The sequence below is a fragment of the Delftia sp. PE138 genome, from assembly GCF_018320755.1.
Lineage (GTDB): Bacteria > Pseudomonadota > Gammaproteobacteria > Burkholderiales > Burkholderiaceae_C > Comamonas > Comamonas tsuruhatensis.
In genome coordinates, this window is the sequence record NZ_JABEPN010000005.1 from 392,759 (window position 1) to 413,179 (window position 20,421).

Consider the following 20,421-nt stretch of genomic DNA (forward strand, 5'->3'; position numbering starts at 1 on the left):
CAGGGCTGCGCATGAAAAGGGCCGGCGCGCCGCGCCAGCCCTTGCGCGGGCATCAGCCGGCGCTGTGCTCGACCAGCATCAGCGCATCGAGCGCCACCACGCCCTGCCCTTCGGGCAGCACGATGACCGGGTTGAGGTCGATCTCGCGGATGGCCGGCGTGCCGCGCAGCACCTGGCCCAGGCGCACGATGAGTTCGGCCAGCGCCTGGCGGTCCAGCGCCGGGGCGCCACGGTAGCCGTGCAGCAGCGGCGCGCCCTGCAGCCGGTCCAGCTCGCGCAGCACCTCGCTGGTGGACAGGTCGGCGTCCAGCAGGCGCGCGTCGCGCATGATCTCGGCCGTCACGCCGCCCAGGCCCGCCAGGATCACGGGACCCCACTGCGGATCGTTGCGCGCGCCGATGATCATCTCCAGGCCACGCCGGCCCATGGCCTCGACCAGCACGCCGTCCAGCGCAATGGCGCTGTCATAGGCGGCCACATTCGCATGCAGCCGGCCCCAGGCCTCGCCCATGGCCTGCGCATCGGCAATGTTCAGGATCACGCCGCCTGCATCGCTCTTGTGGCTGAGGTCGGCCGACTGCGCCTTGAGCGCCACGGGCCAGCCGATCTCCGCCGCAATCGCCACGGCCTGCTCGGCCGAGGTGGCCAGGCGGCCCTTCGCAAAGGGTATGCCGGCCTGTGCCAGCACGGCCTTGGATTCGTACTCGGGCACCACCGTGCGGCCTGCGGGCAGGGTCAGGGCGACGGGCTGGGCATCGGTGCGCTCGAAACTGCGCTGGCTGAAGGCGGTCAGGCGCTGCACGGCGCGCAGGGCACGCTCGGTGCTGGGGAAGTACGGCACGCCCAGCGCACGCATCTCGGCGATGAACTCGGCAGGCACGGCCGCGCCCTCGTCCAAGCCCGCCACGATGACGGGCTTGGCCGGCCGCAGCTCGCGCACGGCGCGCAGCACGGGCGGCATCTTGATGCCGCAGGTCACCGGGTCGCCCTGGATCAGGCCGACGATGATGGTGGAAAAGCGCGCATCGCCAAACAGCGCATCCAGCGTGCGGAAATACAGGTCCGGCTCGACCAGGCCCTGGGCCGTGAGGTCCAGCGGGTTGCTCACGCCCACGAACTCGGGCAGCGCAGCCCGCAGCGCGGGCGAGTCGTCGTCGCCGATGGCGGGCAGCGCCAGGCCCAGCTCCTCGGCCCAGTCCAGCGTCAACGCCTTGAAGGCACCGGACTCGCCCAGCACGGCAACTCCAGCTGCAGCTGCTGCACCGGCTGCACCAGCTGCACCAGCCGATGGCAGCACCGGGCAGCGGATGGCGATCTCGGCAATGTCGCCCAGCTCCTCCAGCGTCTCGGCAAACACCGCGCCTGCGCGTTCCAGCTTGGTGCGCATCAGCGCATAGTCGCCGGCCATGGCGCCGGTGTGCGTGGCGGCCGAGGCGCGCGCCGCGCTGCTCTTGCCCGGATGCAGCAGCACCACCGACTTGCCCAGGCTGCGCGCACGGGCCACGGCGGCCAGAATGCGCCCGGGCTGGCGGAACTGCTCGACGATCATGGCGACCACGCGCGTGGAAGGCTGCTCCAGCAGGAAGTCCACATAGTCCTCGGCATGGCTGGCGGCCTCGTTGCCCGTGGAGATGGCGTGCGACAGCGGCAGCGCGCGGCTGGCCAGCGTGGTGCACAGCACCGTCATCATGGCGCCGCTTTGCGAGACCACGCCAATGGCGGGCCGCGCGGCATCGACCTGCTGCGCGTCGATATTCACCTCGACAAAGGTCAGCGGCACGCGCTGCAGGTAGTTGATGCAGCCCAGGCAGTTGGGGCCCTCCACCACCATGCCGGCCTCGGCGGCGATGCGTGCGATCTCGCGCTGCTCGGCCATGCCGCGCTCGCCTGCCTCGGCAAAGCCGGCCGAGAAAATCACCACCGCGCCCACGCGCCGCGCCGCCAGCGCGCGCACCGTGTCCAGCACAAAGGGCTGGGGGATGGCCAGCACGGCCACGTCAACGCCCTCGGGCAGCTGGTCCACCGAAGCCAGGCAGGCCCGGCCGGCGATCTCGCTGCGCTTGGGATTGATCAGGTGGATGTCGCCAGCGAAGCCGTTGCGCTCCAGATTGCCCAGCACCGATGCGCCCAGCGCACCCGGCGTGGCCGAGGCGCCGACGATGGCGATGGAACGCGGCCTCAGCAGCCTGCCGATGTCGGGCCGCACGGCGGCCGCCATCTCTGTCGTTGTCATTCTTGTCTCCAATGATTAAAGCTGGGAGGCCTACCGCGCGTGGTGGACGCTGCCCAAGCGAGGGACACCGAGGAAGGGCCTAAGCCGGCCGCGCCGCCCCGCACTGAGGGTGTCGTCCCCCTCACTCGCGAAGCGAGTTAGAGAGGGGGAAGGCGCGAAGCGCCTCAGGGGGTGACTTGCTTGCTCAAGTCGTAGGTTCCGAGACCTGGCTTGTAGGTCTTGTCGTCCAGGAACTGGCGCATGCCTTCTTTGCGGCCTTCGTTGTCGAAGCTGTTGGCGGCTTCCTGGGCACGCACCAGATAGTCCTCGGCGTTGTCGTAGCTCATGTCGCGCACGCGGCGGATGGCATCCTTGGTGGCCTTCAGGGCGATGGGGTTCTTCTGCAGCAGGGCCTCGGCCACTTCGGTGACGCGGGCCTGCAGGCGGTCGGCCGGCAGGGATTCGTTGACCAGGCCCCACTCGGCCGCCGTGCGGCCGTCGATGTTCTCGCCGAGCATGGCGTGGTACATGGCGCGGCGAAAGGACAGCAGCTCCACCGCCACCTTGGAGGCGCCGCCGCCGGGCAGGATGCCCCAGTTGATTTCGGACAGGCCGAACTTGGCGTCATCCGAGGCAAAGGCCAGGTCGCAGGCGAACAGCGGGCCGTAGCCGCCGCCGAAGCACCAGCCGTTGACCATGGCGATGGTCGGCTTCTGGAACCAGCGCAGGCGGCGCCACCAGCCATAGCTCTCGCGCTGGGCCTTGCGGGTGCCGGCCAGGCCCGTGGCTTCGGTCTCGCGGAAGTATTCCTTCAGGTCCATGCCGGCAGTCCAGGCCGTGCCCTCACCGGCCAGAACGACCACGCCCACGTCGTCACGGAACTCCAGGTCGTCGAGCACGCGCATCATCTGGCGGTTGAGCTGGGGGCTCATGGCATTGCGCTTTTCGGGGCGGTTGAATTTCACCCAGGCCACGCGGCCTTCGACGGTGCAGGACACGGTCTGTTCTTCGGTACGTTCGGTGCTCATTGCGCTTCCTTGTGCAAAAGGGAAATGGGAGGTTGGACACCGATGCTTCGGATCCATAATCGTTATGATAAATAACTATTATTCGACATAGCAATACAGCGTTTACCCTAGGCCGGTCACCACCCAGACCGGTGGCGATGCGAATGCTTCTGCGTCGCGCATGCATGCAATGCGCGGCACGCGGGGAATTGCGGCAGGTGTTTTGGCCGATCCGGGGGTTCACGCGATACTTGCGGTGTTCAACACAGTCAGGAGAAGAAGAACATGCAAGGCCAGCCAGAAGTCATCGAATGCCTCATAGAGCTGCTGCGCGGCGAACTTTCCGCACGCGACCAGTACTTCATCCACTCGCGCCAGTACGAGGACCAGGGCCTGCTGCGCCTGTTCGAGCGCATCGGCCATGAGATGGAAGAGGAAACCCAGCACGCCGACGCCATCCTGCGCCGCATCCTGTTCCTGGGCGGCCGCCCCGACATGCGCCCGCACGAGTTCACGCCCGGCGAGACCGTCGAAGAGATGCTGCGCAAGGACCTGGCCACCGAATACCGCGTGCGCGACAGCCTGCGCTCGGCCATGGCCCTGTGCGAGCGCCACGGCGACTACAACAGCCGCGACCTGCTGCTGGCCCAGCTGCGCGACACCGAGGAAGACCACGCCTACTGGCTGGAGAAGCAACTGGGCCTGATCGAGAAGATCGGCCTGCCCAACTACCTGCAAAGCAAGATGGGCGAACCGGCCTGAATGAAGCTCCCCCTGAGGCGCTTCGCGCCTTCCCCCTCTCTCGCTTCGCGGGAGGGGGACGACAGCCTCGCGGCGGGGCGGCCCTTGCTCGCTGTCCCTTGTTTTGGCCGCGCCAGTTTTTCAGGCACTTCCCATAAATGAGAGTGGGCTGTTTGCTCCACGATGAAAGCCCGAAACGGCAGCCACGATGAAACGGCAAGCCGGTCGCCCCACGATGAAACAAGAGCCCTCAAGGGCCTGAGAGAAGAGAAAAGAAAAAGGGATGGAAAGCCGCAAGGCCTTCCATCCCTTTTCATTTCCATCGGGTGCGCACCGCCGGGCGGCGGTGCAGCCCGGTGTCAGTCGTCCAGCAGCGACAGGTCGCGCACGGCGCCCTTGTCGGCCGACATCACCAGCTTGGCATAGGCCTTGAGCGCGGCCGAGACCTTGCGCGGGCGCGGCTGGGCGGGCTTCCAGCCCTTGGCATCCTGCTCGGCGCGGCGGCGGGCCAGTTCCTCGTCGGAGACCAGCACGTTGATGCTGCGGTTGGGAATGTCGATGCGGATGCGGTCGCCGTTCTTCACCAGACCGATGGCGCCGCCAGCGGCAGCTTCGGGAGAGCAGTGGCCGATGGACAGGCCCGAGGTGCCGCCCGAGAAGCGCCCGTCCGTCAGCAGCGCGCAGGCCTTGCCCAGGCCCTTGGACTTGATGTAGCTGGTCGGGTACAGCATTTCCTGCATGCCGGGGCCGCCCTTGGGGCCTTCGTAGCGCACGATGACGATGTCACCGGCCTTGACCTTGTCGTCCAGGATGTTCTGCACGGCCTCGTCCTGCGACTCGGTCACGTGGGCCGTGCCCTCGAACACATGGATGCTTTCGTCCACGCCGGCCGACTTGACCACGCAGCCGTCCAGGGCGATGTTGCCCGTCAGCACGGCCAGGCCGCCCTCCTTGGAGAAGGCATGCTCGTAGGAGCGGATGCAGCCTTCTGCACGGTCCAGGTCCAGGCTGGGCCAGCGCGTGTTCTGGCTGAAGGCCACCTGGGTGGGGATGCCGGCCGGGCCTGCCAGGTAGAAGTGCCGCACGGCTTCGTCCTGGGTGGTGGTGATGTCCCACTGCGCCAGGCCTTCGCCCAGGGTCTTGGCGTGCACGGTGGGCACGTCGGTGTGCAGCTTTCCGGCGCGAGCCAGCTCGCCCAGGATGGCGAAGATGCCGCCGGCGCGGTGCACATCCTCGATGTGGTACTTCTGCGTGTTGGGCGCGACCTTGCACAGCTGGGGCACCTGGCGCGAGAGGCGGTCGATGTCGGCCATGGTGAAGTCGATCTCGGCTTCACGGGCAATGGCCAGCAGGTGCAGGATGGTGTTGGTGGAGCCGCCCATGGCGATGTCCAGCGTCATCGCGTTCTCGAAGGCCTTGAAGCCCACCGAGCGCGGCAGCACGGATGCGTCTTCCTGCTCGTAGTACTCGCGGGCCAGCTCGACGATGCGGCGGCCGGCGCGCTTGAACAGTTCCTCGCGGTCGGCATGCGTGGCCAGCACCGTGCCGTTGCCGGGCAGGGACAGGCCCAGGGCCTCGGTCAGGCAGTTCATGGAGTTGGCGGTGAACATGCCCGAGCACGAACCGCAGGTGGGGCAGGCCGAGCGCTCGACCTGGGCGACCTGCTCGTCGGTGTAGTTGGAGTCGGCCGCGATCACCATGGCATCGACCAGGTCCAGCTTCTTGAACTCCAGCGTGTGCGTGGTGGGATTGGCCAGCTTGGTCTTGCCCGCTTCCATGGGGCCGCCCGAGACGAAGATCACGGGAATGTTCAGCCGCATGGCGGCCATCAGCATGCCGGGGGTAATCTTGTCGCAGTTGGAGATGCACACCAGCGCGTCGGCGCAGTGGGCGTTGACCATGTACTCCACCGAGTCCGCGATGATGTCGCGGCTGGGCAGCGAATACAGCATGCCGTCGTGGCCCATGGCGATGCCGTCGTCCACAGCGATGGTGTTGAATTCCTTGGCCACGCCGCCTGCGGCCTCGATCTCGCGCGCCACCAGCTGGCCCAGGTCCTTGAGGTGGACGTGGCCGGGCACGAACTGCGTGAAGGAATTGGCGATGGCGATGATGGGCTTGTCGAAGTCGCCATCCTTCATGCCGGTGGCACGCCACAGGGCGCGCGCACCAGCCATGTTGCGGCCGCCGGTGGAAGTCTTGGAACGGTATGCGGGCATGGGCAATCCAGTTGTCTGTCGTCTCGGTCCGTCCCTGGTCCTGTGGGGAAGGCCAGGGTCTGGGCGAAGATTATGGCGCAGCACCCGCCGCACCGCTGGGGCGCAGGAATGCCCCGGCCGGCGTGGACCGCCCCTTTGCAGACCCCAGGCATCGCCTGCGACGAAGCCTGCTGCGCAATTCAGATCCGATCAGCGGCGCGAACGCGTGCCCGTGCCCATGGCTTCCTTGTTCTTTTCGATGCGCTTCAGGCGCCGCTGCTCGATCTTGTCAGCCGCGCGCCGCTTGGTGTAGCCCGACATGTCCGCCCAGGCCCACCAGGCCGCCGTCAAGCCATAGGCGCCCAGGATGACGTACCACGACCAGGTGGCGACAGGTTCGATATCGGCCAGCTTGAGCAGGGTGAGCAGGACCGCAATTCCCAACAGATACATCACTTCTCCTTCGCCACAAAGCGCTTCACACGAGGTAACGCATCACGCATGCGCGCCCACTACAATGGTTCGCATAATTATTCCCGACAACACCCCAGGAACTCATGATGAAGCAGACATTGATTGCATTTGCCCTGACCGTCGCCGCCGTGGCCCCCGCCATGGCCGACCAGGCACTTGCCACCTCCAAGAACTGCATGGCATGCCACGCAGTGGACAAGAAGCTGGTGGGCCCCTCCTACAAGGATGTGGCCGCCAAGTACGCCGGCCAGAAGGACGCCGTGGACAAGCTGGCAGGCAAGATCATGAAGGGCGGCAGCGGCGTCTGGGGCCCGGTTCCCATGCCCGCCAACCCCCAGGTCAACGAAGCCGATGCCAAGAAGCTGGCCGCCTGGGTGATGTCGCTGAAGTAGGCTCCGCCTTTCCTTCGGGGCCCCGCCTCAGGGCCCGCAAAAAAACCGCGCAACGCAAGTCGCGCGGTTTTTTCATGGTCCGCCGGTGAATCCGGGCCCGGCCCCCTTACCTGTAGTCCGCAGCGCCCGTGCCGGGCTGCTGGTGCAGGCGTACCTGCTGCTCCAGCTGCCCCACATAGGCGGCCGTGCTGTTGTCCGACTCCTGGGCGCGCTGCACCAGATGGGCCTCCAGCGCATCCAGCCGCGCCATCAGCACCTCCTTGTCACGCGCATGCAGGTCCTCCAGCACGGTGCGCAGCTCGGTGAAGCGCGAGGCCTCGGCCTTGTCGGCCAGGTCGCGCTGGGCCTGCATTTCCTTGGCGTGTCGGCGCGCCTCCATCAGCACCGAGCCCTGCAGCCACAGCACATAGGCGACGAAGAACACGCCCAGCAGGCAGGTCAGCGCCAGCATCAGCACGCCCAGCGGCGCCTGGACATCGGTGACGCCCAGCGACACGACGGATGGCGCGGCCAGCGTGTTCCAGTTGAAAGCCGCCAGCAACGCGATCAGGGCCACGGTGATCAGCAGCGACAAGGTTCTCAGATTCATGGTGAAAGGCCTCCCTCGGCAGTGGTGAAAGCAACAGCTTCGGTTGTACCGCAACCATCATGCCTGAGCTGTCGGCCCACACAAAATAGGACTGCAAGACAGGGCGCCGCCCGCAGTCCGGCCAAGAAAAAACCGGAGCCAGGGCTCCGATTCTTCATGGCGGTCGTGTCGGACCTCAGTTCGTCTCGGCCAGCTGGTCGAGGATGGCCGGGTTCTCCAGCGTGCTCGTGTCCTGGGTGATGGCCTCGCCCTTGGCAATCGAGCGCAGCAGGCGGCGCATGATCTTGCCGCTGCGCGTCTTGGGCAGGTTGTCGCCGAAGCGGATGTCCTTGGGCTTGGCGATGGGGCCGATTTCCTTGGCCACCCAGTCGCGCAGCTCCTTGGCGATCTGCTTGGCTTCCTCGCCCGTGGGGCGTGCCCGCTTCAGCACCACGAAGGCGCAGATGGCCTCGCCGGTCAGATCGTCGGGGCGGCCCACGACGGCGGCCTCGGCCACCAGATCCGTCTTGGCGACCAGGGCCGATTCGATCTCCATCGTGCCCATGCGGTGGCCGGAGACATTGAGCACGTCGTCGATGCGGCCGGTGATGCGGAAGTAGCCCCGGTCCTCGCTGCGCACGGCGCCGTCGCCTGCCAGATAGGTCTGCCCGCCGAGTTCGGCCGGGAAATAGCTCTTCTTGAAGCGCTCGGGGTCGCCCCAGATGGTGCGGATCATGCTGGGCCAGGGCTTGGTGACCACCAGCAGGCCGCCTGCGCCGTTGGGCAGTTCGTGGCCGGTCTCGTCGACGATGGCGGCCATGATGCCCGGCAGCGGCAGCGTGCACGAACCCGGCACCAGCGGCGTGGCACCCGGCATGGGGGCGATCACGTGGCCCCCGTTTTCGGTCTGCCAGAAGGTGTCCACGATGGGGCAGCGCTCGCCGCCCACATGCTTGTGGTACCACATCCAGGCCTCGGGATTGATGGGCTCGCCCACGCTGCCCAGCAGGCGCAGGCTGGACAGGTTCCAGTTCTTCGGATGCACGGCGGCATCGCTGTCGGCGGCCTTGATCAGCGAGCGGATGGCCGTGGGAGCCGTGTAGAAGATGGTGCAGCCGTGGCGCTCGATCATCTGCCAGAAGCGGCCCGCATTGGGGAAGGTGGGCACGCCCTCGAACACGATCTGCGTGGCGCCAGCGGCCAGCGGGCCGTAGGCCACGTAGGTGTGGCCCGTGATCCAGCCGATGTCGGCCGTGCACCAGAACACGTCGCTGGGCTTGAGGTCGAAGGTCCACTCCATGGTCTGCTTGGCCCACAGCACGTAGCCGCCCGTGCAGTGCTGCACGCCCTTGGGCTTGCCGGTGGAGCCGCTGGTGTAGAGGATGAACAGCGGGTGCTCGGAATCCACGGCCACGGGCGCGCACTCCGTGCTCTGGCCGGCCAGGATCTCGCCGAAGGTCTTGTCGCGGCCCGCCGTCATGGCACAGGCCGTGGCCGTGCGCTCGTAGACGAAGACATGGCGCACGGCCTCGCAGCCGCCCAGCGCCAGCGCGTCGTCCACGATGGCCTTGAGCGGCAGTTCCTTGCCGCCGCGCATCTGGTAGTTGGCGGTGATCACCGCCACGGCGCCCACGTCGACGATGCGTTCCTGCACCGCCTTGGCCGAGAAGCCGCCGAACACCACGCTGTGCGTGGCGCCGATGCGCGCGCAGGCCTGCATGGCCACCACGCCCTCGATGGTCATGGGCATGTAGATCAGGACACGGTCACCCTTTTGCACGCCCTGGGCCTTGAGCGCGTTGGCGAACTGCGAGACGCGCTCCAGCAGCTCGCGGTAGCTGACCTTGGTGACCTCGCCGCCATCGGCCTCGAAGATGATGGCCGTCTTGTGCTCGACGGCCGTGCCCATGTGCTTGTCCAGGCAGTTGGCGCTGGCATTGAGTTCGCCATCGGCAAACCAGCGGACGAAGGGGGGATTGCTGTCGTCCAGCACCTGGGTGAAGGGCTTGGACCAGACCACGTTCTCGCGCGCCAGGCGGGCCCAGAAGCCCTGGTAGTCGTTCTCTGCCTCGGCGCACAGCGCCTTGTACTGCTCCATGCCGGAGATGCGGGCCTTGGCGGCAAAGTCTGCCGGCGGCGGGAAGACCCGGTTCTCCACCAGTACCGATTCAATGGGGGATGCTGTTGCGGTGCTCATGCTTGCTTGTCTCCTGGGCTGGCCAAATAAAAATTGTGGTGTGACTGTCGGGGGCCGGTCTTACATGCCACTGACTGAAACACCCTTGGGCGCGTCTACCTGGGGATTCCCCGCAGTTCCTGGCTGTCACCGGCAATGGACTGTTTCGCCGCTAAAATCGCGCGCCCGTTTTCCACGGCCATTGTCCCCTCCCATCCACGCCCCCACGCAAGACAAGCGCGACCGACCACCATGGCCCGCCAGCAAAACTCCAACCGAGCCCCCGGCTCCCCCCTGCGTCCCCTGCCCTCCCTGATCTTCGCCAGCCGCTGGCTGCAGCTGCCGCTGTACCTGGGCCTGATCGCCGCCCAGGGCGTCTATGTCTGGCACTTCCTGCTGGAGCTGTGGCACCTGATCGAGGCCGCCTTCGGCAACCAGGAAGCGCTGCAGGCGCTGATCACCAGCATCGGCTACAAGCACGATGCGCCCATCGGCGCGCTCAACGAAACCATCATCATGCTGGTGGTGCTGGCGCTGATCGACGTGGTGATGATCTCCAACCTGCTGATCATGGTCATCGTGGGCGGCTACGAAACCTTCGTCAGCCGCCTGGGCCTGGACAGCCACCCGGACCAGCCCGAGTGGCTGGGCCATGTGAACGCCTCCATCCTCAAGGTCAAGCTGGCCCTGTCCATCATCGGCATCAGCTCCATCCACCTGCTCAAGACCTTCATCAACGCGGGCAGCTACGACGTCAAGGTGCTGATGTGGCAGACCATCATCCACGTCACCTTCCTGGCCAGCGCCCTGGCCATCGCCTATACCGACAAGCTGATCAACAGCACGGCCGGCAACCACTGAGCCGGCGGCATCCCACACCGAAGCCCCGCAGCGCCAGCCGCTGCGGGGCTTTTTTCATGGGCGGGCGCCGGGCACGCTTTTTGCCGCAGATCGGGCCTGAAGCTTTCCTCAAGCTGACGCTTGACCGATTTTATTCATCGATGACAGCATATGCCTTGTGAATCATGATCTCTATGCTCTCATTAAGTGAGCAAATACTGACCGGATTGCAGCCCTCAAGGGCTTGAAACAGCCCGAAACAGGCCTTTTCCGGCTCATGCGTTTTGACGCAGTAAAACCTGTTTTATATAATTTCGGCTTCTTTACAACCTGCCAAGCAGGTCATCGGCACCGTCTTCACGGCCTGCCGATCCCTCCGGCGGATCGTTGTGCTCCCGGCACAGCCCCGTCAACCGGGCCGAAACTCGGTCCTGATGTTGTGGGGCATCGCGCTGGCTGATCTTCAGCCACGATGCCCGCCTGAGACACCGCGCGCGCTTGCCGCCGGCTGCTCTCGACCTCTGGCTCTTGCGCACCGCTTCGCGTGCCATCCGAGCCGTCTCGGGTGCTTTCGCACCTGTTTGAATTCCAGCAACGGGGGACGGCCGTCCCCTGCAGCGAACGGCATCAGGGCTTCATTTTTGGCTTGCGCGCCAGCGTCTTCGCCCGTCGAGGACGCTGGACTGTGTTCCATCTCACCCAAAAGGAGAACGCCACAGTGGCCAAGCAGATCATCATCGATCATGTGTTCAAGGTTTTCGGGGACGACCCCAGGACCGCACTCGAGCTCGTCCAACAAGGCCTGAGCAAACAGGAGATCCTGGAGCGCACGGGCCAGTCCATCGGCGTGTTCGACGCCGACTTCACCATCGAGGCCGGCGAGATCTTCGTCGTCATGGGCCTGTCGGGCTCGGGCAAGTCCACCCTGGTGCGCATGCTCAACCGCCTGATCGAGCCCACGGCCGGGCGCATCGTGGTCGATGGCCAGGACATCAATGCCCTGAGCGAGCGCGATCTGCGCGCGCTGCGCCGCAAGGACATCTCCATGGTGTTCCAGTCCTTTGCGCTGATGCCGCACATGACGGTGCTGGACAACACGGCCTTCGGCCTGGAGCTGGCCGGCGCCGACAAGGCCGAGCGCCAGAAGCAGGCCCAGGCCGCGCTGGAGCAGGTGGGCCTGGGCGCCTGGGGCGCCAGCTATCCCGACGAGCTGTCGGGCGGCATGCAGCAGCGCGTGGGCCTGGCCCGGGCGCTGGCGTCCGATCCGTCCATCCTGCTGATGGACGAGGCCTTCTCGGCCCTGGACCCCATCATCCGCACGGAGATGCAGTCCGAGCTGCTGCGCCTGCAGCAGATCCAGCGCCGCACCATCGTCTTCATCTCGCATGACCTGGACGAGGCCATGCGCATCGGCGACCGCATCGCCATCATGAAGGACGGCCAGGTGATCCAGGTCGGCACGCCCGACGAGATCCTGCGCAGCCCTGCCGACGACTATGTGCGCAGCTTCGTGCGTGGCGTGGACGCGGCCTCGGTCTTCAAGGCCGGGGACATTGCGCGCCAGGCCCTGACCGTGGTGTCCGAGCACAGCGACCGCGGCTGCCGTGCCGCCCAGCGCCTGCTGGAAGACTCCGACCGCGACTACGCCTATGTGGTCAACGCGCGCCGCCGCTTCCTGGGCGTGGTGTCCTCGCAGTCGCTGCGCGACGCACTGCATGGCCGCCCCGGCATGCTGGGCCTGAGCCACGCCTTCCTGCCCAACGTCGAGCCGCTGTCCGCAGGCACGCCGGTGGCCGAGCTGTTCGGCCCCGTGGCCGCTGCGCCCTGCGCGCTGCCGGTGACCAGCGACGACGGCCAGTTCATGGGCGTGGTCAGCCGCACCACCATGCTGCGCTTCCTGGACCGCGACACGCCGCCCGTGCCGCCGCCGCAGGAGATCGTGCCGCCCGTCACGCTCAACCCGCATTTCCCGGCCTCCAACGCCCCAACCGTCGCCCCCACCGTCGCGCCGACCGTGGAGCCGATCGAACAACGACAAGGAGATGCCGCATGAGCGATGCCAACAACAACCTGAACCCGAACACCGCCGCTGCCGCCACCGATCCCTGGGCCGAAGCAGGCGCCAATGCAAACGCAGCCCCTGCTGCCGATCCCTGGGCAGCCGCCTCCACGCAGGCGCCCGCCGATGCGTCGCCCGATCCCTGGGGCGCTGCCAGCAGCGGCGATGCACCGGGCGGCGACTGGCTGGGCGCGTCGGCCGGGGTTCCCGACGACGCACAGGCCAGCCTCTGGCACCAACTGACCACGGACGGCCTGCCCGTGCAGGGCTGGATCAACAGCGGCCTGGAATGGGTGGTCCACCATTTCCGCCCCTTCTTCCAGGCCGTGCGCACGCCCATCGACGGCACGCTGTCGGGCATCACCGATGCCATGCTGGCCCTGCCCTGGCCGCTGCTGATCCTGATCCTGACCCTGGTGGCCTGGCAGTTCGCGGGCCGCGCCATGGCCATTGGCGCCGCCGTTTCGCTGGTGGTCGTCGCCATGCTGGGCATCTGGCCCGAGGCCATGGTGACGCTGTCGCTGGTGCTGACCTCGCTGGTGTTCTGCATGGTCATCGGGCTGCCCGTGGGCATCCTGCTGGCCTCCAGCGACCGTGCCCAGCGCTGGACGCGGCCGCTGCTCGACGCCATGCAGACCACGCCGGCCTTCGTCTACCTGGTGCCCGTGGTGATGCTGTTCGGCATCGGCAACGTGCCCGGCGTGATCGTGACCATCATCTTCGCGCTGCCGCCGCTGATCCGCCTGACCAACCTGGGCATACGCCAGGTGCGCCCCGACCTGATCGAGGCCAGCCGCGCGTACGGCGCCTCGCCCTGGCAGCTGCTGTGGAAGGTGCAGCTGCCGCTGGCCATGCCGTCCATCATGGCCGGCGTGAACCAGGCGCTGATGCTGTCGCTGTCGATGGTGGTGATCGCCTCCATGATCGCCGTGGGTGGCCTGGGCCAGATGGTGCTGCGCGGCATCGGCCGCCTGGACATGGGCCTGGCCACCGTGGGCGGCCTGGGCATCGTGCTGCTGGCCATCGTGCTGGACCGCATCACCCAGGCCATGGGACAGACCACCCGTGGCGGCGCGCGCTGGTGGCACAGCGGCCCCGCCGGCTGCATTGCCCGCCTGCTGGGCGCCGGCAGCAAGCCAGTTCATCGCGGCAGCACCAGCTGAACGCCTTGCCTGCGGCGCGGACGGGCCTTCTGCCGCGCCGCCTTCCCGAAAAACGGCCAGCCCCGCTGGCCGCCCGCTCCCCTTTCATCACACAACGGAGGAACCCGAGGATGATCCAAGCCCTGAACCCCAACCGACTGCAGGCCAACGCACTGCGCCACTGGCTGCGCGCCGGCGCCATCGCCACAGGCATTGCGCTGGCCAGCGCCAGCGCATGGTCGGCCGACGAACAGCCCGGAAAGGGCGTGAAGGTGTTGCCACTGAAGAGCTCCATCGCCGAAGAGAGCTTCCAGACCCTCATCGTCATGAAGGCCCTGGAGAAGCTGGGCTACGACGTGCAGCCCTTCCAGGAGGTCGAGTACCCCACGGCCCACGTGGCGATTGCCAATGGCGATGCCACTTTCCTGGCCACGCATTGGAACCCGCTGCACGCCGACTACTACAAGAACGCGGGCGGCGACGCCAAGCTGTTCCGCAAGGGCGTGTACTCGGACAACGCCGCCCAGGGCTACCTGATGGACAAGAAGACGGCCGACGAATACAAGATCACCAACCTCGGCCAGCTCAAGGACCCCAAGATCGCCAAGCTGTTCGACTCGGACGGCGACGGCAAGGCCGACCTCACCGGCTGCACGCCGGGCTGGGGCTGCGAGGCCGTGATCGAGCACCACCTGACGGCCTACAAGCTGCGCGACACCGTGACCCACAAGCAGGGCACCTACTCGGCGCTGATCGCCGACACCATCTCGCGCTACAAGGCCGGCAAGCCCATCCTCTACTACACCTGGACGCCCTACTGGGTGAGCAACGTGCTCAAGCCCGGCAAGGACGTGGTATGGCTGGAAGTGCCGTTCTCCTCGCTGCCCGGCGAGCAGGCCAAGCTGGACACCAAGCTGCCCAACGGCAAGAACTACGGCTTCGTGGTGAACAAGCAGCAGATCATCGCCAACAAGGCCTTCACCGACAAGCATCCCGATGCCGCCAAGTTGTTCGAGCTGATGCAGGTCCCCGTGGGTGACATCAGCGCACAGAACCACATGATGAGCCAGGGCCAGAGCAAGCCTTCGGACATCAACCGCCATGTGGACGGCTGGATCAAGGCCCACCAGAAGACCTTCGACGGCTGGCTGGAACAGGCCCGCGCCGCAGCCCGCTGAACGCTGCGGGGGAGCCGCGCCAGGCGCTCCCCCGGCTTCCTGCTTCAAAGGCCCGCTTCGGCGGGCCTTTTGAACATGCGCAGGGCGATGGCCGTGACCACCACGCCTGCCACCAGCGCCACCGCATACATGGCTACATGGGTCACGGCATTGGGAATGGGCGCGACGAAGATGCCGCCATGCGGCACCTTCAGTTCCACCCCCGCCAGCATGGACACGGCACCGGCCACGGCCGAGCCCAGTACCAGGGCCGGGATCGTGCGCAGCGGATCGCGGGCCGCATAGGGAATGGCCCCCTCGGTGACAAAGGCCAGGCCCAGCACGCCGGCCGAGGCGGCGCTGCCGCGCTCCTCGCGCGTGAAGCGGTCGGCAAACAGGCGCGTGGCCAGGGCCAGCCCCAGCGGCGGCGTCATGCCGGCGATCATGGCTGCAGCCATGGGCGTGTAGACCTGGCTGGCGATCATTCCCGTGGAAAACGCATAGGCGGCCTTGTTCACCGGCCCGCCCATGTCAAAGGCCATCATCGCGCCCAGCAACAGGCCCAGCAGCAAGGCACTGGCGCCCTGCATTCCGCGCAGCCAGGCGCTCAGCCACTGCAGCAGCTCGGCCACGGGCGCACCGACCAGATAGAACATCAGCAGCCCCGTGAACAGGCTGCCCAGCACGGGCAGGATGAGCATGGGCAGCAGGCCCTTGAGCGCCTGCGGCAGCCGGATGTGCGCCGCCATGAAGGCCACGCCGTAGCCTGCAATGAAGCCGGCCGCAATGCCGCCGATGAATCCCGCCCCCATGCTGGACGCGATCATCCCGCCGATCATGCCCGGCGCAATGCCGGGCCGGTCGGCAATGGAATAGGCGATATAGCCGGCCAGCGCCGGCACCATCAGCGCAAAGCCGCCCTTGGCGCCGATCTGGAACAGCGTCCATCCCAGCGTGCCCTGGTGGGCATCGTCATGGACATAGATGCCGCCCAGCGCAAAGGCCATGGCGATCAGAATGCCGCCCGCCGTGACGAAGGGCAGCATGAAGGACACGCCGGTCATCAGGTGGCGATAGGCACCACCCTGGGTCCGGGCCGGCGTGGGCGCGGCGCCGCCTGCCGCAGCAGCGCCCACGGCGACACCATGCACGGCGGCTTCGGCCAGCGCCCGGGTGATCAGGCCCGAGCCGTCGCGTATGGCCGGCTTGGTGCCGCTGCGCAGCAGCGGCTTGCCCGCGAAGCGCGAGAGATCCACCTCCCGGTCGGCGGCGATGATGACCAGGTCGGCCTCGGCAATCTCCTGCGGCGTCAGCGCATCGAGCGCGCCCACCGAGCCTTGCGTCTCCACGCGCATGGCGTGGCCCAGCGCCGCCGCGCCGCGCTGCAGGCCCTCGGCCGCCATGAAGGTATGGGCGATGCCCGTGGGGCAGGAGGTGACGGCAACAATGCGCTTGCCCGTGCGCTTGCCCATGTTCTCGCCCATGCGCTCGCCAGCGGGACTGGCGGCAGCGCAGCGTGCAAGCACGCCGGCCGGATCGTCGAGCGCCTCGCGCAGGCTGCAGCGCTCGACGGCGGCGTGCACGAAGCGGGAGGCATCGGCGGCGGTATCTGCATCGTCATGGGTGCCGGCATCCGCCACGATCAGCAATTGCCCGGCCTGCGCGGCCGCATCGGCCGCATGCGGCCCGATCACGCCGCCGCTGGCGCGCACTTCCACAGCCAAGGGACGCTGTCCGGCCGCATGGCGCAGGGCTTCGGCGGCCAGCAGCGCTTCGGCGTCGTGCCCGGCGGCTGCGATCACCACAAAAAGAGGGTTCATGAGAGCTCCTGAAGAATGGGGGATCACGGCCACTGGCATGGCTCCAGCAGCACGCTGGCAGCCAGGGCCTGGACGCGGTTGGCATCGACTTCGCGCGCGGGCGCGGCCTGCAGCCAGGCCAGCGCGCTGGCCGTGGACAGGCGTGCGGTGTCCGCCAGATCCAGTCCGCGCAGTCGCGCGCCCACCATGCCCGCGACCATGGCATCGCCCGCGCCCACGGAGCTGCCGCGTGCCCGCTGCGGCGGCCGCGCGATCACCGCGCCTTGCGCGGTGGCGAACAGCGCGCCCTCCTCGCCCATGGACACCACGGCCAGTCCCAGCCCCCTGTCCAGCAGGCGGCGCGCGGCGGCCAGCAGCGCGTCGCGGCCGTCCAGGCGCAGGCCGGTGGCGGCCTGCAACTCCTCCCGGTTGGGCTTGATGGCCCAGGGCATGGCCGCATGGGGTGCCGCCAGTGCAGCAGCCAGGGGGCCCTCGCTGGTGTCCAGCAGCACGTCGGCGCCGGCAGCCACGGCCTGGGCCTGGAGCCGGGCCCAGCTGTCCGCAGGCAGGCCGGCCGGCAGACTGCCCGACAGCACGACGGCCAGGCCGGGCCGCAGATACCGGGCCAGCGTGGACATGACGGCGTCCAGATGCGCTTCGGCCAAGACCAGGCCCGGCAGGTTGATGTCCGTGGTCTGGCGTCCGCCGTCGGCCACCAGCTTGATGTTGGTGCGCGTCTGGCCCGGCACGCGCAGGCAGGCGTCGGCAATGCCGCGCTGCGCGAACAAGGCCTCGAACATGCCGGCGTTGTCGCGGCCCAGCACGCCCAGCGCGGCCGTGGAAACGCCCAGGCCCGCCAAGGCGGCGGCAACATTGATGCCCTTGCCGCCCGGCGCCTGCACGCTGCCCAGCGCGCGCTGCACCTGGCCGGGCAGCAGCGCATCCAGGGTCACAAGCTGGTCTATGGCCGGGTTCAGGGTCACGGTGATGGCTTGCGGGGCGTTCATGCCATCACCTCCTTGGCCAGGTCCCGCACCTGCGCGGCATCCTCGCAGCCGAGCGCCCTGTCTGCGAGCGCCTGCAGCTGCCGCAGGCTGGCCGCGCGCAGGCCGGCCTTGACACCGGCGATGTCGTTGGGCGTCATGGACAGCTCGCCCACCCCCAGCCCGGCCAGCAGCAGCGCGCCGAACGGGTCGCCGGCCAGTCCGCCGCAGACGCCCACGGGGCACGCGCGGGTGGCAGCGCCCTGCACGGTGGCGCGCACCATCCGCAGCACGGCCGGATGCAGGCTGTCCGCCTCGGCCGCCAGTTGCGGGTTCTGGCGGTCCATGGCCAGCACGTACTGGGTCAGGTCGTTGGTGCCTATGGAGAAGAAATCGGCATGGCGGGCCAGTGCGTCGGCCTGCACGGCGGCGGCGGGCACCTCGATCATGATGCCCAGCGGCAGGACCGGGGCGTCCAGTTCGGCGCGCAGCCGTTCGCAGGCCGCGCGCAGCGCCAGCAGTTCCTGCACGCTGGTGACCATGGGAAACATCACGGACAGCCTTGCGCCATCGCGGGCCGCCCGGTACAGGGCGCGCATCTGGGGCTCCAGCAGGTCGGGGCGGCGCAGCAGCAGCCGCGCGCCGCGCACGCCCAGGAAGGGGTTGTCCTCGCGCGGCAACTCCAGGTGGGCGACCTGCTTGTCGCCGCCGATGTCCAGCGCGCGAACGATCAGCGGCCGGCCCTCCAGCGCCTGCGCCATGGCGCGGTAGGTTTCGTACTGCTCGTCCTCGCCGGGCGTGCTGCCGCGCTCCAGGAACAGGAATTCCGTGCGCATCAGGCCCACGCCCTCGGCGCCCTGGGACAGGGCCAGCGGCACCTGCCCGGGCAGGTTGACGTTGGCGCAGACTTCGATGCGCACGCCATCGGTGGTGATGGCAGGCAGGCTGCGCTGCGCGGACACGCGTTCCTGCAGTGCCTGCTGCTCGGCCATGTGGGCACGCGCCGAAGCCAGGTCCTGCTCCGAGGGATCAAGGTAGATGCGGCCATTGGCGCCATCGACGATGGCCAGGGCCCCATCGGCCATGCCCAGCACGCCGCCGCCTGCCGCCACGGCGGCCGGCAGCCCCAGCGTGCGCGCAAGTATGGCCGTGTGCGAGGTGGGACTGCCCTGCGCCGTGACCAGCGCGGCCACGCGCGCCGTGTCCAGCTGGGCGGTTTCCGAGGGCGAAAGATCGGCCGCGACCAGGATGCAGCCGCCTTCCGGCAGGCCCTCCGGCCCCGCCGCTGCCAGCGAGGGCTGCAGTTGCACCAGCACGCGCCGGCCCACGTCGCGCAGGTCGGCGGCACGCGCGGCCAGCGCGGGGTTGTCCAGCGCCTGGAGACGGGCAGCGCCCTCCTCCACGGCCTGGTCCCAGGCCCAGGCCACGCCGTGGCCCTGGACCATGAACTGGCAGGCGCGCGTGAGGAGACCGGTGTCGCCCAGCCACTCGGCCTGCGCGCTGAAGATGGCCGCATCGCCTTCGCCCAGGCGGCGGCGAGTGTCGTCATGCAGGGCGCGCAGCTGGCCCTGTGTCTCGGCCAGCGCCGCATGCAGCCGCCCGCCGCCCACGCTGAGCGGCTCAGGCAGGTCGGGGATCTCGGCGGCCTCCACACGCCACTGGTGGATGCGGGCCACGGCCAGCCCCGGGCTGGCGCCCAGGCCCACAAAGGCAGGCCGCGCCAGCGGCGGCAGCCAGCCCGTGGCGGGCGATTCGGCCGCCTTGCGCGCAGCGGCGTCGGCATCGGCACGTTCCTGGACCACCAGGGCCTGGGCCACGGCACACAGGCGCTGGACCGCGGCACTGGCATCGGGCCCCTCTGCCGAGACGGTGACCTTGTCGCCTTCGCGCAGTCCCAGCTGCAGCAGGCTGGCCATCTGCCGCGCATCGGCCACCTCGCCGCCATGGCGCACCTGCATGCGCGAGGCAAAGCCGCGCGCCGCCTCCGCCCAGCGCGTGGCAGGCCGCGCATGCAGGCCGTTGGGATAGGCAATGGTCCATTCGCACGCCTCGGCCAGGTCCACTGCCGCCGGGCGGGCGGCAGGCGGTGCCGGGTCCGCCTGCCCCTGGAGTGCATCGATGACCTGCTGCGCATCGCCGGTGGTGAACAGCGCCTGCAGCCGGGGTGTCTGCAGCAGGCCGGCCAGGCGGCGCAGCAAGGTGATGTGAGCATCGGAGCGTGCCGCCACCGCCACGACCAGGTGCACGTTCTGGCCGGCATTCCAATCCAGGCCCTCGCGCACCTGGAGCACGGCCACCGCGTCGCGCAGCACCAGGGCCCGGTCTTCGGCGCGGCCGTGGGGAATGGCCACGCCGTGGCCCAGAAAGGTTTCGGCCTGGGCCTCGCGCGCCTGCATGCCGGCGGCATAGCCAGGGGCCACGCAGCCGCTGTCCTGGAGCAGCCGGGCGGCCTGGTCAATGGCGTCGGCCTTGTCGCGCACCCTGGCGCCCAGGCGCACGGCGATCTGCAGGCCCGCAGAAGCGGTGGGTGCAACCGCCGGGAGGGAAGAATGGGCATTGTTCATGGCGCGGATTGTGGGAACGTTCCCAACCATCAGTCAATCTGCACTGCAACATAACCTGGCCACAATCCGGCCATACCCCGGCATTTCTTTGGAGTTATCCTCTGCGGCA

15 protein-coding genes are annotated in these 20,421 nt (G+C 68.2%); 6 read left to right on the forward strand and 9 right to left on the reverse strand.

Annotation, left to right across the window (positions count from 1 at the left end):
• Nucleotides 1–52 precede the first annotated feature (52 nt).
• Both HFGMBDPB_RS19270 and HFGMBDPB_RS19275 read right to left on the reverse strand, forming a co-directional pair.
• Complete coding sequence (locus HFGMBDPB_RS19270; RefSeq protein WP_212646031.1) at nucleotides 53–2,233, reverse strand: acetate--CoA ligase family protein; 2,181 nt, start codon at nucleotides 2,231–2,233, stop codon at nucleotides 53–55.
• A gap of 164 nt (nucleotides 2,234–2,397) precedes the next feature.
• Nucleotides 2,398–3,240 carry a p-hydroxycinnamoyl CoA hydratase/lyase gene (locus HFGMBDPB_RS19275; RefSeq protein WP_016445183.1) on the reverse strand — a complete coding sequence of 281 codons (843 nt, stop codon included), beginning with the start codon at nucleotides 3,238–3,240 and terminating at the stop codon, nucleotides 2,398–2,400.
• Between the two features lie 264 nt (nucleotides 3,241–3,504).
• On the opposite strand from HFGMBDPB_RS19275, the gene bfr reads away from it, so the two are divergent.
• The gene (gene bfr, locus HFGMBDPB_RS19280; protein WP_016445182.1) at nucleotides 3,505–3,981 is read left to right on the forward strand and encodes a bacterioferritin; all 477 of its coding nucleotides are present in this window, start codon (nucleotides 3,505–3,507) and stop codon (nucleotides 3,979–3,981) included.
• Nucleotides 3,982–4,319: 338 nt separating this feature from the next.
• Here bfr and ilvD read toward each other — a convergent pair whose 3' ends face one another.
• Together ilvD and HFGMBDPB_RS19290 are read right to left on the reverse strand one after the other, a co-directional pair.
• Complete coding sequence (ilvD, locus tag HFGMBDPB_RS19285; RefSeq protein WP_016445181.1) at nucleotides 4,320–6,179, reverse strand: dihydroxy-acid dehydratase; 1,860 nt, start codon at nucleotides 6,177–6,179, stop codon at nucleotides 4,320–4,322.
• A gap of 189 nt (nucleotides 6,180–6,368) precedes the next feature.
• Nucleotides 6,369–6,611 carry a TIGR04438 family Trp-rich protein gene (locus HFGMBDPB_RS19290; protein ID WP_016445180.1) on the reverse strand — a complete coding sequence of 81 codons (243 nt, stop codon included), beginning with the start codon at nucleotides 6,609–6,611 and terminating at the stop codon, nucleotides 6,369–6,371.
• 107 nt (nucleotides 6,612–6,718) lie between these two features.
• Here HFGMBDPB_RS19290 and HFGMBDPB_RS19295 point away from each other — a divergent pair, with 107 nt between their 5' ends.
• Nucleotides 6,719–7,024 carry a c-type cytochrome gene (locus tag HFGMBDPB_RS19295; protein ID WP_016445179.1) on the forward strand — a complete coding sequence of 102 codons (306 nt, stop codon included), beginning with the start codon at nucleotides 6,719–6,721 and terminating at the stop codon, nucleotides 7,022–7,024.
• Nucleotides 7,025–7,130: 106 nt separating this feature from the next.
• Here HFGMBDPB_RS19295 and HFGMBDPB_RS19300 read toward each other — a convergent pair whose 3' ends face one another.
• Both HFGMBDPB_RS19300 and acs read right to left on the reverse strand, forming a co-directional pair.
• Entirely contained in the window at nucleotides 7,131–7,613 is a 483-nt protein-coding gene (locus tag HFGMBDPB_RS19300) for a hypothetical protein (RefSeq protein WP_016445178.1), read from the reverse strand.
• 175 nt (nucleotides 7,614–7,788) lie between these two features.
• A complete protein-coding gene (acs, locus tag HFGMBDPB_RS19305; protein ID WP_212646032.1) occupies nucleotides 7,789–9,789 on the reverse strand; it encodes an acetate--CoA ligase in 2,001 nt (666 codons plus the stop codon).
• Nucleotides 9,790–10,020: 231 nt separating this feature from the next.
• Between acs and HFGMBDPB_RS19310 the strand changes: the two genes are divergently transcribed.
• The 4 genes from HFGMBDPB_RS19310 (at nucleotide 10,021) to proX (ending at nucleotide 14,987) form a co-directional block, all read left to right on the forward strand.
• On the forward strand, nucleotides 10,021–10,629 hold the full coding sequence (locus HFGMBDPB_RS19310; RefSeq protein WP_016445176.1) for a TIGR00645 family protein: 609 nt from the start codon (nucleotides 10,021–10,023) through the stop codon (nucleotides 10,627–10,629).
• A gap of 697 nt (nucleotides 10,630–11,326) precedes the next feature.
• A complete protein-coding gene (gene proV / locus HFGMBDPB_RS19315; protein ID WP_016453088.1) occupies nucleotides 11,327–12,661 on the forward strand; it encodes a glycine betaine/L-proline ABC transporter ATP-binding protein ProV in 1,335 nt (444 codons plus the stop codon).
• A complete protein-coding gene (proW, locus tag HFGMBDPB_RS19320; RefSeq protein WP_016445174.1) occupies nucleotides 12,658–13,830 on the forward strand; it encodes a glycine betaine/L-proline ABC transporter permease ProW in 1,173 nt (390 codons plus the stop codon). The genes proV and proW overlap by 4 nt, the downstream gene beginning before the upstream one ends.
• A 110-nt stretch (nucleotides 13,831–13,940) precedes the next feature.
• Nucleotides 13,941–14,987 carry a glycine betaine/L-proline ABC transporter substrate-binding protein ProX gene (proX, locus tag HFGMBDPB_RS19325; RefSeq protein WP_046985394.1) on the forward strand — a complete coding sequence of 349 codons (1,047 nt, stop codon included), beginning with the start codon at nucleotides 13,941–13,943 and terminating at the stop codon, nucleotides 14,985–14,987.
• Nucleotides 14,988–15,031: 44 nt separating this feature from the next.
• On the opposite strand, the gene HFGMBDPB_RS19330 is transcribed toward proX, so the two are convergent.
• The 3 genes from HFGMBDPB_RS19330 to ptsP are packed head-to-tail and all read right to left on the reverse strand — an operon-like array spanning nucleotide 15,032 to nucleotide 20,312.
• Nucleotides 15,032–16,786, reverse strand: a complete 1,755-nt coding sequence (locus tag HFGMBDPB_RS19330; protein WP_212646033.1) for a PTS fructose transporter subunit IIC — start codon at nucleotides 16,784–16,786, stop codon at nucleotides 15,032–15,034.
• A gap of 23 nt (nucleotides 16,787–16,809) precedes the next feature.
• Nucleotides 16,810–17,772, reverse strand: a complete 963-nt coding sequence (locus HFGMBDPB_RS19335; RefSeq protein ID WP_212646034.1) for a 1-phosphofructokinase family hexose kinase — start codon at nucleotides 17,770–17,772, stop codon at nucleotides 16,810–16,812.
• Nucleotides 17,769–20,312: a phosphoenolpyruvate--protein phosphotransferase gene (gene ptsP / locus HFGMBDPB_RS19340; RefSeq protein ID WP_212646035.1), complete on the reverse strand. Its 2,544-nt coding sequence runs from the start codon at nucleotides 20,310–20,312 to the stop codon at nucleotides 17,769–17,771. The genes HFGMBDPB_RS19335 and ptsP overlap by 4 nt, the downstream gene beginning before the upstream one ends.
• Nucleotides 20,313–20,421 lie beyond the last annotated feature (109 nt).

Bases quoted from the DNA above. Each gene is read 5' to 3' on its own strand.
- ptsP (WP_212646035.1), bottom strand. From the start codon at position 20,312: ATGAACAATGCCCATTCTTCCCTCCCGGCGGTTGCACCCACCGCTTCT.
- ilvD (WP_016445181.1), bottom strand. From the start codon at position 6,179: ATGCCCGCATACCGTTCCAAGACTTCCACCGGCGGCCGCAACATGGCT.
- proX (WP_046985394.1), top strand. From the start codon at position 13,941: ATGATCCAAGCCCTGAACCCCAACCGACTGCAGGCCAACGCACTGCGC.
- HFGMBDPB_RS19295 (WP_016445179.1), top strand. From the start codon at position 6,719: ATGAAGCAGACATTGATTGCATTTGCCCTGACCGTCGCCGCCGTGGCC.
- HFGMBDPB_RS19290 (WP_016445180.1), bottom strand. From the start codon at position 6,611: ATGTATCTGTTGGGAATTGCGGTCCTGCTCACCCTGCTCAAGCTGGCC.
- HFGMBDPB_RS19270 (WP_212646031.1), bottom strand. From the start codon at position 2,233: ATGACAACGACAGAGATGGCGGCCGCCGTGCGGCCCGACATCGGCAGG.
- proW (WP_016445174.1), top strand. From the start codon at position 12,658: ATGAGCGATGCCAACAACAACCTGAACCCGAACACCGCCGCTGCCGCC.
- HFGMBDPB_RS19300 (WP_016445178.1), bottom strand. From the start codon at position 7,613: ATGAATCTGAGAACCTTGTCGCTGCTGATCACCGTGGCCCTGATCGCG.
- HFGMBDPB_RS19335 (WP_212646034.1), bottom strand. From the start codon at position 17,772: ATGAACGCCCCGCAAGCCATCACCGTGACCCTGAACCCGGCCATAGAC.
- acs (WP_212646032.1), bottom strand. From the start codon at position 9,789: ATGAGCACCGCAACAGCATCCCCCATTGAATCGGTACTGGTGGAGAAC.
- HFGMBDPB_RS19310 (WP_016445176.1), top strand. From the start codon at position 10,021: ATGGCCCGCCAGCAAAACTCCAACCGAGCCCCCGGCTCCCCCCTGCGT.
- HFGMBDPB_RS19330 (WP_212646033.1), bottom strand. From the start codon at position 16,786: ATGAACCCTCTTTTTGTGGTGATCGCAGCCGCCGGGCACGACGCCGAA.
- HFGMBDPB_RS19275 (WP_016445183.1), bottom strand. From the start codon at position 3,240: ATGAGCACCGAACGTACCGAAGAACAGACCGTGTCCTGCACCGTCGAA.
- bfr (WP_016445182.1), top strand. From the start codon at position 3,505: ATGCAAGGCCAGCCAGAAGTCATCGAATGCCTCATAGAGCTGCTGCGC.